12 protein-coding genes are annotated in these 15,329 nt (G+C 72.2%); 1 reads left to right on the forward strand and 11 read right to left on the reverse strand.

Going from position 1 to position 15,329, the window contains the following annotated elements; all coding sequences use genetic code 11:
• Nucleotides 1–24: 24 nt before the first annotated feature.
• Complete coding sequence (locus HHX33_RS23080; protein ID WP_259402772.1) at nt 25–1,125, reverse strand: GTP-binding protein; 1,101 nt, start codon at nt 1,123–1,125, stop codon at nt 25–27.
• A 324-nt stretch (nt 1,126–1,449) separates the two neighbouring features.
• Nucleotides 1,450–1,839 carry an ArsR/SmtB family transcription factor gene (locus tag HHX33_RS23085; protein ID WP_182876446.1) on the reverse strand — a complete coding sequence of 130 codons (390 nt, stop codon included), beginning with the start codon at nt 1,837–1,839 and terminating at the stop codon, nt 1,450–1,452.
• Nucleotides 1,840–1,991: 152 nt separating this feature from the next.
• Between HHX33_RS23085 and pepN the strand changes: the two genes are divergently transcribed.
• Entirely contained in the window at nt 1,992–4,406 is a 2,415-nt protein-coding gene (gene pepN / locus HHX33_RS23090) for an aminopeptidase N (protein ID WP_310741482.1), read from the forward strand.
• On the opposite strand, the gene HHX33_RS23095 is transcribed toward pepN, so the two are convergent.
• From HHX33_RS23095 to HHX33_RS23130, 9 genes are all read right to left on the reverse strand, one after another.
• Complete coding sequence (locus tag HHX33_RS23095) at nt 4,293–5,786, reverse strand: hypothetical protein (RefSeq protein WP_182876447.1); 1,494 nt, start codon at nt 5,784–5,786, stop codon at nt 4,293–4,295. The genes pepN and HHX33_RS23095 overlap by 114 nt on opposite strands.
• Entirely contained in the window at nt 5,783–7,006 is a 1,224-nt protein-coding gene (locus HHX33_RS23100) for an NAD(P)/FAD-dependent oxidoreductase (RefSeq protein ID WP_182876448.1), read from the reverse strand. The genes HHX33_RS23095 and HHX33_RS23100 overlap by 4 nt, the downstream gene beginning before the upstream one ends.
• A 15-nt stretch (nt 7,007–7,021) precedes the next feature.
• Complete coding sequence (locus tag HHX33_RS23105) at nt 7,022–8,374, reverse strand: metallopeptidase TldD-related protein (RefSeq protein WP_182876449.1); 1,353 nt, start codon at nt 8,372–8,374, stop codon at nt 7,022–7,024.
• Nucleotides 8,358–9,737, reverse strand: a complete 1,380-nt coding sequence (locus tag HHX33_RS23110) for a TldD/PmbA family protein (protein WP_182876450.1) — start codon at nt 9,735–9,737, stop codon at nt 8,358–8,360. Before HHX33_RS23110 ends, HHX33_RS23105 begins: the two co-directional genes overlap by 17 nt.
• Nucleotides 9,728–10,645 (reverse strand): methyltransferase domain-containing protein, encoded by a 918-nt coding sequence (locus HHX33_RS37340; protein WP_182876451.1) that lies wholly within the window; start codon nt 10,643–10,645, stop codon nt 9,728–9,730. Before HHX33_RS37340 ends, HHX33_RS23110 begins: the two co-directional genes overlap by 10 nt.
• Entirely contained in the window at nt 10,600–12,120 is a 1,521-nt protein-coding gene (locus HHX33_RS23120; RefSeq protein WP_182876452.1) for a radical SAM/SPASM domain-containing protein, read from the reverse strand. The genes HHX33_RS37340 and HHX33_RS23120 overlap by 46 nt, the downstream gene beginning before the upstream one ends.
• 115 nt (nt 12,121–12,235) lie before the next feature.
• The gene (locus HHX33_RS36390; RefSeq protein WP_259402773.1) at nt 12,236–12,370 is read right to left on the reverse strand and encodes a hypothetical protein; all 135 of its coding nucleotides are present in this window, start codon (nt 12,368–12,370) and stop codon (nt 12,236–12,238) included.
• Nucleotides 12,371–12,475: 105 nt separating this feature from the next.
• Nucleotides 12,476–14,098, reverse strand: coding sequence for an OPT/YSL family transporter (locus HHX33_RS37345; RefSeq protein WP_182876453.1), 1,623 nt, complete (start codon nt 14,096–14,098; stop codon nt 12,476–12,478).
• A 251-nt stretch (nt 14,099–14,349) separates the two neighbouring features.
• Entirely contained in the window at nt 14,350–15,078 is a 729-nt protein-coding gene (locus tag HHX33_RS23130; RefSeq protein ID WP_220502112.1) for an MIP/aquaporin family protein, read from the reverse strand.
• Nucleotides 15,079–15,329 lie beyond the last annotated feature (251 nt).

The following is a 15,329-nucleotide window of genomic DNA, read 5'->3' on the forward strand; positions in this document are numbered from 1 at the left end:
ACTCCGGCCGCCCCCGATCTCATCTCATCCTGCCGCGGCCGGGATCCGGTAGGTGGGACGCGGGTAGCCGGGCTTGAACGACGGGACGCCGGCGCTCTGTACGGCCAACGTGCCGGTGGCGGCGGACACCTCCGCCACCGCCTCGGCCACCGCGGCGTCGAGCTCGGCGGGCTCGCACGCGACGCGGGCGTTGAGCCGTGCCTCCGCCCCGGTGAAGATCCGCCCCGCGACGGCGTCCACTGTCGGCTCGGCACCGCCGGCGGTCACGCTCACCTTGCTCAGGTCACCGGCGGCCTCGAGGCTGACCTTCACGTGGCCGATCATCCAGCCGTTGCGGGCGGCGGTCGCGGACAGGTGCTCCAGCAGCGCACGGGCCCAGGCGTCCGGGTCGAAGCCCTCCGCCGCCGTCACGTCGAAGCTGAGGTTCAGCCAGGCCAGCGCGGCCTCGGCGTTGGCGTAGCGGTCGTAGTCGATGTCGAGGCCGCGCCCGACGGGCTCCGAGCCGAGCCAGAGGGACACCAGTTGTTCCAGCCCCTCGCCGGTTTTCGCGGAGTAGCCGAGCACGGTGGCCGTGGGGTACCGCTCGCGCAGATCCGCGGTGATGGCGGCGGCTTCCGCCGCGTCGAGCAGGTCGATCTTGTTGAGCGCGATCACGTCGGCTTCCTGTAACTGCTTGCCGAACAGGTAGGACATGTCCGACTCCGTGTCGTCCAGCGGCAGCGACGTGCGAAGCGCGTCAAGCCTTTCCGGTTCGACGACGACCAGGAGGGGGGCGGGCGTGAAACGTTCACCGTAGTGGGCGCTGAGCGGCCGGATGACGGTGGCCTGCAGATCTGTGCAACTGCCCACCGCCTCGGCGAGCAGTGTGTCCACCTGGTGGCCGTCGACCAGACGCTGCGCGACGGTCAGCAGGTCTTCGAACCGGCAGCAGAAACATCCACCCGTGACCTCGCCGGCCTCCGCGATCGCGGACTTGGCGAGCTGGGTGTCCACCAGTTCGGTTCCCTGGTCGTTGGTGATGACCGCGACCCTGCGGCCCTGCGACTGGAGATGTTTCGCGACCGCGACGAGAGTGGTGGTCTTGCCCGCCCCGAGAAACCCGCTCAAGGTCATGAAGGTGATCAACCGGCGTTCGCCTCACTTCTGGTAACGGTGCTCCGTACAGATATCGCCGCATGGCACGGCACGAGTGAGTATTCGCGTCACAGGGAGTCGAGGTGGTTTCAGTGATCCGCCATCCGCAGTCAGCTAACAGCCTCCGTTCCGCGTGGTCAAGATCCTTGACGCCCGGCAACAAATGATTAACAATGCCGCGGGGCCGTACCAAAAAGGGGTATTGATGACGGTCAATACAGGTGCTACAATAGTCACCAAGATATTTGTGTGCGAAATTATTCGCGCATCATTTACCCGATGACGGCATCGGTAACCGACCGCCCGCCGGATCGCCTATCTCGTGGCGACGGAAGGCAGGGCGATGATGCCCGTGAGTGCGGTGAGCGCCTCGGGCACGACCCGGTAGTAGACCCAGGTGCCCCGGCGGGTCGACGTGACGAGCCCGGCGTCCCGGAGAACCCTGAGGTGATGGCTGATGGTCGGCTGGGTGAGGTCGAACGCCCCGACGAGGTCGCACACGCACGCCTCTCCGTCGAGGTGAGAGGCGACGAGGGAGAGCAGCCGCAGCCGTACGGGGTCGCCGAGCGCCTTGAAGCCCGCGGCGAGTGTGATGCTCTGCTCCCGGGTCAGCGGCTCCGTCACCCGCGCCGGGCGGGGCACACCGGGTTCGACCGTGGGAAGGTCCTCATGCGGCAGCAGCACGGGCTCGTCGTGCTCGGCCATGACGATCGGGTCCTCTCCCTAAGCGCCCCGGGCGTGGGTCACCCGGCCGCATCACCCACGAGTCTAGACAACCCTTCCGTGCAGGAGGTCTCGTCATACCGCGTCCCCCGCTGACCCACGCCGAGGCGACGGAGCGTGGCGCCCTGCTCCGCGTGCGGTCCTACGACCTCCACCTCGACCTGAGCCGGACCGGGGAACCGGTGTTCCGGTCCAGGAGCACGATCCGCTTCACCTGCGCCCGGCCGGGCGCCTCCAGCTGGGCGGACGCACTGCCCCGGCGGGTGCGTTCCGCAATGCTCAACGGGCGGCCGGTCGAGTACGACGGCGCGGGACGGATCCCCTTGCCCGATCTGGCGGCCGTCAACGAGCTGACCGTGGAGGCGGACTACGACTTCTCCACCGGCGGCGAGGGCCTGCACCGGTTCACGGACCCGGCCGATCGGCAGGCGTACGTGTACAGCCACCTGCAGCCCGGCCACGCTCCCCGGGTGTTCGCCTGCTTCGACCAGCCCGACCTCAAGGCGCCCTTCACGATCAGCGTGACCGCTCCCGACGGCTGGACCGTGCTGTCCAACGCTCCGCTCGATCACTGGCCCGGGACGGGCGTCCACAGGTTCACACCGACCCCGCCGATCAGCACGTACATGGTGGCGGTGGCGGCCGGCCCGTGGGCGTCGTGGACGGTGGACCAGGGCGGCGGCGTGCCCCTGGGGGTGCACTCCCGGCGTTCGCTGGCGGCGCACCTCGACCCGGCCGTGCTGCTGGAGCGGCTCGGGGCGGGGGTGGCGTTCTTCGCCGAGGCGTTCGCGACGCCCTATCCGTTCCGGAAGCTCGACCTGTGCTTCGTCCCCGAGTTCAACTTCGGAGCCATGGAGAACGCCGCCTGCGTGTTCGCCGCGGAGACGTTCGTGTTCGACCGCGCGGTGACCCGGTACGCGCATCGCCGCCGGGACGAGATGATCTTCCACGAGATCTCCCACCAGTGGTTCGGCGACCTCGTCACCCTGCGCTGGTGGGACGACCTGTGGCTGAGCGAGGCGTTCGCCACCTGGGCGGGCGTCCACGCGCTGACCCGGCTCACGGACGACGCCGACGCATGGGCCGACTTCGCCGCCGGCAAGAAGGCGCACGCGTACCTGCTGGACCAGTCGGCCGCCACCCACCCGGTCGTGACCGGCGTCCCCGACGTGGACGCCGCCGGATCGGCCTTCGACGCGCTGACGTACCACAAGGGCGCGAGCGTGCTGCGCCAGCTCGTGGCGCGCCTGGGGCTGGACGGGTTCCTGGAGGGCATGCGGCGCTACTTCGCGGACCACTCCCACGGCACCGCCGGCCGGGCCGAGATGCTCGGCGCCCTGGAGAAGGCGGGCGGCCGGGACCTGACCGCCTGGACGGACGCCTGGCTGCTGACGGCCGGGCTCACCGAGGTGCGGGCCGACTTCGACGTCGACGAGGCCGGGCGCTTCACGCGTTTCGACCTGCTCCAGGACGGGTCGCCGAGGCCGCACCGTCTCGCGGTGGGCGTCTACGCGGAGGACCGTCACGGCGATCTGGTCCGGGTGGGGAGGCACGAACTCGACGCGGACGGCCCGCGCACGAGCGTGGACGCGCTCGTCGGCGCCCGCTCCGGCGCGCTGGTGCTGCCCAACGACGGCGACCTGACGTACTGCCGGATCGTGCTGGACCCGCGCTCCACCGAGGCGGTCGTCCACCGGATCGGCCGGCTGGCCGATCCCATGGCCCGCTCGCTCTGCTGGACGGCGGCGTGGGACATGGTCCGGCACGGGGAGCTGCCGCCGCGGCGGTTCCTGACGACGGTCCTCGGCGGGCTGACGGCGGAGACGCAGATCGGCGTGTTCCAGCGGCTCCTCGTCCGGGTCTCCACCGTGCTGACGGCCTACACCGAGCAGGGCTGGGCCCGCGCCCACGGCTGGCCGTCGTACGTGGACCACCTGCTGCATGTCGTCGACGCCCCGGACGGCGACGCGGACCAGAGGCTGGCGGCGGCGCGGGCGATCGCGGACGCGGCGCTGACGGCCGGTCACGTCGACACGGTGCGGAAATGGTTCCACGGAGCGGCCCCGATCGACGTGGACGACGCGTTACGCCGCAGGCTCGCCCGGTCCCTGGTCGCGCATGGCGAGCCCCTGGAGGACGTCACCGGCGCCTTCGCCACCGTGGAGGACCGGCTCGCCGAGCGGCTGAGGGCGTCGGTGCCCACCCCGGAGGCCAAGGAGTGGGCGTGGACGACCATCCTGGGCAGCGGGAGCGTCGCGCAGGTCCGCGCGCTGGCCGACGGCTTCGCCCACCCCGCGCACCGTCACCTGCTCACGCCGTTCGCGCGGCGCTACGCGCAGGACGTCCCCCCGCTGCTGGCCGCCGCGGGAGACCGGGAACCGGCGCGTACGGTCGCCGTCCGCATGTTCCCCTCCTGGTCGGTCTCACGGCGCACGCTAGGCATGATCGACCGCCTGCCCTCCGAGGACCGGTTCGTCAGGCTGACCGGCGCGGCCAGGGCCGAGCTCGCCCTCGCCGTCAACCTGTCCGAGCGGGACGCCGCCGGATGACAGCCATTCCTCGGCGCCGGCACCGGCGGCGAAGGACTCGAAAAGCTCCCGCATGGCCGGCCCGGCGTCCGGGCCCGCGTACCACCGCTCCCCCGCCCGGCCGGTCAGGTGGTCCCACAGCGTCTCGCTCAGCATGAACGCCTGGTGATACAGCAGCGGGTAGCAGGGCTTGCCCTCCAGGTAGGTCTGCAGCCGATCCCACGCGGCCCCCCCATCCACCGCGACGCCGAACTCCCGCTCGTACGAGCGTACGTACTCGGCGGCCGGGTCCGGATGGCCGTCGTGCACGGCCATCTCGTGGCAGAGGCTGGTCGCCACGAGGCGCCGGACGTGCTCACGCGCGAAGGCCAGGCGCTCCACGGCCTCGGCGTCCACCGTGACGCCGAGGTGGCGCCGCTGCCAGTCCGGCCGCCGGACGACCCGTTCCAGGGTGAAACCGAACGCCTCGGTCAGCGCCGGGTGCGTGCGCCACAGGTCGGCGGGGTGCCGGACGCCCGCGGTGAAGTGCAGCGCGTGCCCGAACTCGTGCAGAAGCGTGGCGTGGTGGCCCAGCGTCGTGCCCGGCGTGACGGACACCCGCACGTCGGCCGGCGGCGCGACCGGCGAGCAGAACGCCGTGCCCGACTTGCCGGGCCGTGCGACGTCGTCGACGACGACGCGTTCCAGGCATCCGCCGAAACCCCACTCGCGTACGGTGGAGCGGACGCCGTCGAGGGCGCCGCCGGCGCCCTCGGGCAGGACGGCGCGTGCGGCGACGAGGCGGGCGTCCGCCATGGACGGCGTCGAGATGGCGTCGCGGGCCCGCCAGCCGTCCCATCGCCTGAGGAACTCGGCCCGCGTGGCGTCCAGCCAGTTCCGGGCGTGGGCGACGAACCGGTCCACCTCCGGGTGCAGCGCCCGCACCAGCGCGGCGTGCGTCGGGAACCCCAGCTCGGCCCGCGCCTCGGCGTACGCGTCGAGCCAGCGCCGCCGGCCCTCGCGCAGCCGCTCCCCGACGTCCGCCAGGGCGGCCCGGACCTCGGCGCGCCGCCGCTCGTCGGTGACGGTCCGCGAGAGGGCGACGAGCTCCCCGTGGGTGAGCGTCCTGCCGCCGGCCTCGGCGGTGACGGTGCGCTGGAGCAGCCGCAGCCGCGCGGTCGCCTCCGTCAGCCGGACGCGGAAGTACCAGAGGACCAGCTCCCCCGCGTAGTGCAGGTCGCCGTGCTCCAGGGCCAGGAGGACGAGCCCGCCGTCGGTCAGCCGGCTGAGCCCGCTTTCCGGCAGGGCCGGAGGATCGTCGCTCTGCCCCGTCGCGGCCAGCCAGCGGGCGTGGGCGACCTGGGCCTGGAGCGCGGCGAGGTCTTCGACGTGACCGGCCAGGTAGCCGGGAACGGTGGTCACGACGGGTCCACGGAGGCCGCGGGAGGCAGGCCGAGCACCTCCGAGGCGCCGTCGGCGACCCGCTGCCAGAAGTCACGCCGGTCCTCGGGGAGCCCGGCGAACAGCTCCGAGCAGCGGCGGGTCATCTCCAGTGCCAGCCCGGGATGGGCCAGCACTCCGCGGATCCAGGCGAGCTGGCCGGGCTCCGGCGGGTCGATGCGCAGCCCCGCGAGACCCGCGCGGACCTTGCGCCCGACGCGCTCGTCCAGGACGGTCGCGTAGCTCTCCCGGGCCTGCGGAGTGTCGCCGTCCACCGCGAGCGGCACCGTGGCGGCGAGCGTCTCCGCCGCCGCGCAGGCGTCGGTGATGCCCGCGCCGAACAGCGGGTCCTTGTGGCAGTAGGCGTCGCCCGCCAGCCGCCAGCCCGGCCCCGCCGGCTCGCGGTGGAAGTTCCGCAGGCTCTTGGACGCGTACACGGGCGAGACCCGCCGTGCCGCACGCAACCGGTCCGCCATCGCGGGGATCGACCGGAGCAGGCGCTCGTACCCCTCGTCTCCCCGGATCGCCGCGTACTCCCCCATGGGCGCCGACAGCATGACCACCCACCGCCCGCCGTCGCACGGGCCGACCTGGAGCACGTGTCCGCTGTCGTGCCACAGCTCCAGCGCGGGCGAGGGCAGCGGGACGACGTCCTCCCAGTAGGCGTGGAACGTGCAGCGCATGGCTCCCGCGTCGAAGGTCGTGGCCGCACCGGCCTGACGGGCGGTCGGGGATCCCCGCCCGTCCGCCCCCACGACGATCCTGGCCTTCTCCGACCACCCCGCGCCCTCGATCCCGATGACCTGGTCACCGTCCCGGCGCAGGGACCGGACCGGGCTGCGCTCCCTGATCTCGGCCCCGTGCCGGCTCGCGGCGCGCAGCAGGACCCCGCTGAGGGTCTCCCGGCGTACGCACAGGTTGTAGTGGTACGGCGAGCGGGGCAGCATGGGCGCCCCGTAGTAGCCGCCCTCGACCTCCAGGTGCCAGCGCCGGAGCGGTGGCGCGCCGGTGGCGAGCACCTCGTCCAGCACGCCGAGCCGGTCCAGGAAGGACAGCGTCGTCGGGCCGAAGAAGTGGGTGGAGACGGCCGGGGCGGGCAGCCGGGTGCGGTCGCACACCAGGACCCGCAGACCCTCGCGCGCGAGCAGGGCGGCGCTCGCGGCCCCGGTGACGCCGCCGCCGACCACGATCACGTCATACATCGGCCGCTCCTCGCGTCATGTCCCGCCGGCCAGCACGAACGGCATACGGCCCGACCAGATCCTGCTCACGGCCCACCGGCGGTCGCTGACCGCGCGGAAGCGGCGGCCGAGCACCTCACGCAGGTCCAGGGCGATCGGTCGCTGCCGGAGGATCCCGGCCACCCGTCCGTCCCTGATCAGGAACCCGAGCCGCAGCCTGCCCTCGACGACCGGTGAGAGGCCGGCGCGCTGGTGCCCGCCCATCAGCGACTCGACCAGCACCCCCTCGCGGACGCCGGCCAGCAGGTCGTCGAAGGAACCGGCGTCGGCCGGACCGGCGGACAGCGTCGCGCCGTTGAGCACCGGCGTGGCGGGCTTGAGCACCGTGCGGCGCAGCGCGTTGCCCCGGAACCCGTGCCCGGTGGGCGCCGTCCCGCACGCGGCCGCCGTACGGACGCTGTGGTAGGCCCGGACCGGGACGCCCCGCTCGACCAGCGTGAGGGGCACGCATGGCACGCCGTCGTCGTCGCTGCCCGGCCAGGCCAGCCCGCCGGTGCCCTCCTCGTCCGGCGCGGCCGGCTCCGAGGGATGGTCGCGCAGGCCGATCGAGGGATGCAGGAACGGCTCGCCGAGACGCCCGGCGACGAACGAGCGGCCCGCGGTGACGGCGGTGCCGTTCAGCGCGGTGACCAGCGGGGTGAGCAGGGTGTGCACCGCGGACGGCGCGAGCAGCACGTCGTGGGCGCCGGAGGGCGCGTCGGCGGCGGGCAGCCCGTCCCAGCCGGCCGCGGCCTCCAGCCACGCGGAGAGCGCCGCGGGCAGCTCCGGCGTCCGGGTCCAGCCGGTCCAGGGCAGCTGGACGGCCGACCCCTCCGCCAGCGCGGCGATGTGAAAGAACCGGTCCGAGGTCGTGGTCCGCCCGTCCGGGGCCGCGCGGTGCACCGCCTGTTCGGTCCGGGTCACCGTGCCGTGCACCGTCAGCCCGGACGAGCGTTGCAGCGCGCCCAGCCGCTCGGCCAGGAGCCGTACGGATCGGGTGCCCTGGTCCGCGGCGGGCACCGTGGCGGCCTCGGGGGCGGCCTCGGGGGCGGCGGTCCTCCCGACGACCGGGTCGCGTGACGCCGGGGGCCCGTGCGCCGCGTTCCGTACGGCCTCGCCGACCAGCCCGTGCACGTCGTCGAGGCGGGTCGTGGTGGCCGTGCCCACCCGGCCGTGGCGGTGCACCCGCAGGCACAGCGCCGTCTCGTGCGCGGACCTGACCAGGTCGGGCACGCCCGAGCCGACCTCCACCACGGTGTCGTCGCGCTCGACGGCAAGGATCTCCCAGTGGTCGGCGCGGGCCGCGGCCTCCGCTCCGGCCTGTTCCAGCCGGTCAGCCAGAGGTGACACGTATGCCTCGCAATCGCAGCATGGGGGCCCAGGAGCTGACCGGCAGCGCGTTCTGGCCCTGCTTGCCGCAGCTCGCCGAGGTGTCGCCGCGCCACTGCTCACGGCCGATCGCGTCGATGACCGCGAAGGCGCCGAGCACGTCACCGGACAGCACCACGCCTCTGACCCGTCCGCGGACCTCGCCGTCGCGGATCTCCCGGCACTCCGCCGGCAGGAAGGTGAATCCGGCGCGGTCGGTCTGCCCGCCGAGCACGCCCCGGGCCAGCAGCCCGCGCGCCACACCGCCGATCATCTCCTCCTCGGACGCGGCGCCGGGGGCGATGGCGATCGTCCGAAGCCGGGGCAGCGGCGGGTGGCGGAAGTTCAGGGCTCTGGCGTTGCCGGTGGGCTCCTCACGGAAGGCCCCCGCGGTGGAGCGGTCGTGCAGCCGGGGCCGGGTGACGACACCGTCGCGCAGCAGCTCCACCGCAGACCCCGCCGTGCCCTCGTCGTCCACCGGTACGAATCCCCGCGCACCGGGACGTCCAGGGTGATCGGTGATCGTCAGCATGGACGGGCCGAGCCGGCGTCCGGGGGCCAGGGACCGTTGCAGAGGCGCGTCCCCGAGGTGGTGGTCGGCCTCGGCGAGATGCCCGATCGTCTCGTGGGCCCAGATGCCTGCCAGCGGGCCGTCGCAGACCACGTCGTAGTCCCCGGGCGCCACGACGGGGGCGGCGCGCAGGTCCACGGCGGTCGCGACGGCGGCCTCCACGTCCGGGGCCAGGCCCCGCACCACGGAGAAGTCGCCGCCGCTGCCGGCCGACACCGAGCCGGCGGTCCTCGCGGCGCCGCCGTCGGCGTAGACGGTGATCTGCAGCGTCAGGTCCCTGCGCCGGTACGAGACGCCGGTCCCCTCGCTGGTGAGCAGCTCCACGTCCGCGACCGACTCGCGGTAGTAGACGAGCGCCCCGGTCACGCCGGGATGCGCCGCCAGCGCCGCCGCGTGGTAGGCGCCGAGCAGTTCCACCTTCTCCGCCAGGCAGACCGTCTCCACGAGCTCACCGGCCTCGCCGGGAGGGTCGTCCCGGTAGGGCCGGTGCGCGGCGAGACGTCCCGCCGCGCACCCCAGCTCGACGGCGTCACGCGCGGCCCTGCGCAGCACCGGCCCGGCGTCCACGGCGGTGTCCGACGCGAACGCCGACCCCGACCGGCCGATCACCCGTGCGCAGCACCCCTCGTCACGGCTGGTCACGCTGCTTTCCAGGCCGTCGCCGCGCCACACCAGGTCGACGGTCCTGGCGCGTTCGACACGGACCTCGGCGTAGTCGTCCGCCCGCAGGCCGGCGTCCCGGAAGAGCGCGGGCGAGCCGCCGGTCAGCAGCACGGTTGCGCGGGGCTGTCGTCCCGGTAGGCGAAGATCATGGCACTGGTGACCTGCGCGCCGTCGCGGTACGGGACGAGCCCGTCGCTGCGCATGTCCACGCTGCCGAAGCCCGCGCCGAGCACCAGGTCGCGGTACTCGCTCTCGGTCATGCCGACCACGCACCGGGCGAAGTCCTCCGCGCCGGCGGACTCGCCGGCCGCCACGTCCGCCGGGGGCGGGCCGTCGTCGGAGTACACGACGTCGGAGATCACCGCCACCCCGCCCGGGCGCAGGACGGCCGCGACCGCGTGGAGCACTTCCTTCTTGTCGGGGAACATGCCGAGGACGCAGTTGCTCATCACCACGTCCACGCTGGCCTCACGCACCGGCGGGCGCCGGATGTCGCCGACCCGCACGTCGATGTTCTTGAGCCCCATCTCCTTGGCCGCGCGGCGAGCCGTCCTGACCATCTGCATCGACGCGTCGACGCCGATGACCCGGCCCGTCTCCCCCACCCGGCGCGCGGCGATCAGCAGATCCAGGCCGGCGCCGCAGCCGAAGTCCACGACCGTCTGCCCGGGGCGCAGGCCGATCGCGTTCATGGGAGAGCCGCAGCCGCTGGACAGCTCCAGGACCCACTCGGGGATCTCGGCGAGTTCCTCCGGGGTGTACACCGATGTGGGAGAGCAGCACAGCGTGCTGGTGCCCTGCACCGCGAGCGCGTCGTAGCGCTTCTTGACGTGCGTCTCGACGGGAACGGGACCCTGGTCGGCCGGGGCCGCTTCCGGGGCCGCGCAGCAGCCCGCCGCCTGGTCCGCGGTCGCCGGGGCGCATCCGCAGGCGTCCGGCTCGGCGACCGTCTCGGCCGCCGTCCGCGGCCGGATCAGCTCATCCAGGGAAACGAACCCACGCGTGTCATCTGCTCCCACGTTCCCTCTTCTCCTTCCGGTCGGTTCGCGTGCTCCTGCCGCCGGCGCAGGGCCATGGGCAGCAGGTAGGCCAACTGGGTCTCGACACGCGTCGTGATGCTGGACACCTTGGGGCAGTAGCAGGTGTTGAAGTCGCCGCCGTTGGCCGCCCACGCCTTGATGGGGCAGCCGCCGCCCCCGCAGAACAACTTCACGTTGCAGTCGCGGCACATGGGCACGGTGTCCACGTGGCGGTGCCGCCAGGGATCCCGATAGCCGGCCGCGTAGCTGAACTCGGGGTAGAACGTCCCGCAGGCGTGCTGGGGACGGCCCACGGTCTCCGGGCAGCCGTAGATCTTGCCGTTGGGATCGAAGGCGACGACGCTCGTGCCGGCGCTGCACCCCTGGAGGTTGGGCCGCAGCCGGTCGCCCTCCAGGACGGCCGACCTGATGCGGGCCAGGTCGGGCTGCAGCATGCGGTCCACCAGGGGGTTCTGCTGCACCATGCGCCAGAAGGCCTCCTGGAGCCCGGCCTTGACGTCACCCCGGACCATGCGCTTGCGCTTCTCCTCGGGGTGGTCGGGGGTGACGTACAGGAACGTGGTGGCCTTGGTGAAGCCGTTGAACAGGCGGATCTTCGGGTGGTCGAGCCACCCCTTGGCCTGCGCGAACTCCGCGAAGCGCGGCATGTCGTCCACGCTGTCCTCGTCGACGAGCACCCGGATCAGCACGCGGATGCCGGCCTCGGCGGCCACGTCGATGCTGCGCTCGATGAGCTCGAACGTCGGCTTGCCGTTGCGGAACACCCGCCGGGTGTCGTGGGTCCTCGGCGTGCCGTCCAGGCTGACCTGGACCTCCTCGCAGCCGTACTTGAGCAGCATCGGCACGTACGCGTCCAGCGCCACGCCGTTGGTGATCGCGGTGACCGGGTAGCCGCGATCGTAGGAGCCGCGCAGGATCTGCTCGACGGCGCCGCGCTGGTACGCGGTGTCCAGCAGCGGTTCCCCGCCGAACAGGGTGATGTACGGCGGGCCGGAGTTCTGGTGCCGGTCCTGGATCTCCGGGATGGTGTCGAACGCGGCCTCGATCATCTCCTCGTCCATGCGCGGGCTCTTGGTGGTCAGCTCGCCCTCGAAGCAGTACGGGCACGCCAGGTTGCACACGAACGACGGGATGAACATGAACTGGAACGGCGCTTCCTGGATCGCCTGGAAGTAGCCGTCGACGATGGCGCGGTAGCGCGCCTCCTCCTCGACCGGGTCGGTGCAGACGTACCCGCGCTCCAGCAGGCCGGCCACGAGCTCACGGTCGACGGCATCGTCTCCGGCGCGGACCCGTTCGAGCACGGCGACCTCGGCGGGGGTGACGATGTCCATCGATCCGGACACCGCGTTGGCGAGGACGCTCACCTTGCCGCTCTCGTCGAGATAGGCCGGGTCCAGGGTGCCCTCGGGGAGCTCCACCGAGAAGGTGACGGTGTTCGGGCTCACAAGCATGGTGTGTCTCCCAGAAACGGTGTCCGTGGTGCCGCCGGGGGGTGGGTGAGGGGGTGGGCCGGGAATTGGAGGGCGCGGCAGGGGATACCTCTGCCGTACGGTCCGGCGGCCACGGTCACTCGCAGCCGTCGGGGTCGTTGGCCATGATGCTGGTCACGACGTCGAGGTTCTTCCGGCCGCGCATGGCGGTGCAGCAGTCGGTCTGCTTCTCGGACACTTCGGCGTTCTCGATCATGGAAATGGCGATCATAGGTATCACCTCCTCCACTGTGATCTCTGCCGCGCTCTCCGGCCCGCTCCCCGGCGCGACGCGTCGGGGAGAGTCGTTGGTGGGGCGCGTGCCCCAGGTGGCGGGTCACCGCAGGACCTCCCGCACGATGAGCACCGCCACGGTGATCAGGCCCTCGCCGATGATCAGTCCCGAGGCGACGATCTCGGTGGCGCTGCGCCGGCCGGGGTTGCGGCGGGTGAGCAGCCACTGGGTCAGGCCACCGGCGGCGAGGGTCAGCGAGTAGGCGGGGGGAAGCAGCACCCCGAGGCCGATCATCGTGGGCATGGCCGAGGTGAAGGCCAGGCCCAGGCCCACCGGGCCCGAGACGGCCAGCGCGAGGGCCACGGTGGCGGGGTATTCGGCCGATCCCCGCACGGTGGCGTCCACGAACTGGACCGCGGTGGCCACGGGGGCGGGGAAGGAACGTCCCCCGAGCACACCAGCGCGGCTGAGCACCGCGATCACCAGGACGCCGACCACGGCGCCGGCCAGGCCGCCCGCCAGTTGCGTCCAGCCCGTCAGCCGCCTGGGCGGCTCCGGCAGGCCCTCGGGACGATCGTGGGCGACCTTCACGGAGTAGGTGAAGTAGACGGCGGCGAGGGCCGCGCAACAGATGGTCGACGCCATGAGCAACGCCGCCGTCTGGTCCGCGCCGGATATGGCGAAGGCCACGACGCTGAAGTACAGCGCCGGGGACAACGGCACCAGCCCGATCTCGCCGCCGGCCCGGGTGAGGAACACGGTCATCACGGCGAGCAGCACGACGCCGAGCAGGCCGTAACCGAGGTAGCGCAGGAGAGACGGGTAGATCAGCGCCAGGAGCGCCGTTCCCACGAGGACGGCGACGGCGAGCCACCGCGTACGGCCCGGGAGCAGGCGGCCCCCCTGGAGGGAACGCGCCAGCGGGCCGCGGACCCGGGCGATCGAGGCGACGGAGTAGCCGAGGATGAGACCCACACCGGCGGCGAGCACCCAGGGATAGGACAGATGGTCGGTGTAGGCCACGGACCGGCCCGCCGTGCCGTCCTGGACCGCCCACACGACGACGGTGTACGCCGCGCCGGCCGCCAGCCACGCGCACGCGCGCGGGCCGATGAGGAACCCGACCCCGTACAGCAGCGGCGAAAGGGCCAGGGCCAGATGGGTGCCCGTGACCTCCGGCGTGACGTCGTGGCCCCACAGGGCGACCCCCAGGGCCGACGCGGCGCCCACGCCCGCGGCGATGGGGAGCATGCGGCCGAGCCGGTCGCTCTCCCCGTCCTTGGGGCTGCTGAGCGACGCCATAAGGGTGATGGCCGGCTTCAGGGTCGGGTAGGGCAGCCTCTCGGCGACCACCAGCGTCCGCGCGACGAGCCCGCCGAGGAAGATCCCCAGGGCGTTCGCGGCCATCGCCAGCACCACCAGGAAACCCCAGGCCGGCAACTCACCGGCCCGCAGGACGACGGCTCCGATGCCGGTGTCCAGCGCGGCCGTCGCCATGTATCCGCTGGACGCGATGGAGAAGACGACGAAGAGGCCCTGCCAGCTGAGCGCCCCCGCCACCCGGAGCAGCGCCGCGCCCAGCGCGGCCACCAGCGCCGACCCTCCGAAGGACGTGCCCGTGCGGAACAGGACCAGCACGTTGAGGACGCAGAGCAGCACGCCGATGGCCAGGCCGATGAGTGTCGCCCAGACGTACGACCCCCGCCAGCCGGCAGCGGCGTCCACCGCCGGAGTCGAATGCGATGCGATGGAGGATGCGGTGCGCTCCTTTCCTCCCACAGAGCGCCCCCCATCTCGACCGAGTGAACTACATTGATAACTATCGATGTAGCCGACGAGTGCACATTAAATTGGGCCGACGGCAATGGTCAAGGGTCTTGACAGGATTGCATATTCGTGCAGACGGCTCATGTTACGTGACGATTACGATACTTTTCGTAATTACGCCATACAACATGTCGGCCAATTCCGCCGGATCACAGCGTGCGATCGGCGAGCAGGGGGTCGGCGTCCACACGTCCGGTCGTCACCGCGCCCGGATCCCGGCCGTACAGCCCGGCGACCAGGGCGAGACCGATCACGCCGCCGATCAGTTGGACGACGACGAACCCCGGCACCGAGGACGGGGCGATCCCGGCGAAGGTGTCGGAGAAGGCCCGGCCGATGGTCACGGCCGGGTTCGCGAAGCTGGTCGACGAGGTGAACCAGTACGCCGCGCCGATGTAGGAGGCGACCGCGACCGGCGCCAGGCGGGCGTTGTCCGCGCGGACCAGCAGGAAGATGACGAGCACCAGCCCCGCCGTGGCGACCACCTCGCCGAGCAGCAGGTTCCCGGCCGAGCGGTCGTGCGTGGACCAGGTGACGGCCGCCTTGCCGAACATCGCGTTGGCCAGCACGGCTCCACTGATGGCGCCGGCGATCTGGGCGGCGGCGTAGACCACCACGTCGGAGAGCGAAAGCTTGCGGTGCACCCACCAGTCGGCCAGCGTGACCACCGGGTTGAAGTGCGCCCCGGAGATCGGGCCGAGAATGAGGATCAACACCCCGAGCCCGAAGACCGTCGCCGTCGAGTTCTCCAGCAACTGGAGTCCCACGTCATCGGGCGAAAGCTCCTGCCCCATGATCCCCGACCCGACCACCACCGCCACCAGCAGCAGCGTGCCCACGTACTCGGCCAGCGCCCGGCGGGGCAACGCCGGGCTCACCAAGAATCACCGATCCGGTCGAGACGGACTGACGAGTCACGCACGTTAGGCCTCCCCTTGACATGACATACCGCATGACGGCTTGCTGCACCGCACCAGCCGACCTGTCGTTACATGACCCGAAGCGCCACTTCCAGCACCATCTGAACCGATATTTACAGATATCAATGTGATTTGGTAGCGCCAATTTCCGGGGATTACGCCTGTGTCTCGCGCCGGGAGCCGGCCGCGACGCCACGTTGCCGGACGGG

Source organism: Microbispora sp. H10670 (assembly GCF_014161385.1).
GTDB classification, from domain to species: Bacteria; Actinomycetota; Actinomycetes; order Streptosporangiales; family Streptosporangiaceae; genus Microbispora; species Microbispora triticiradicis.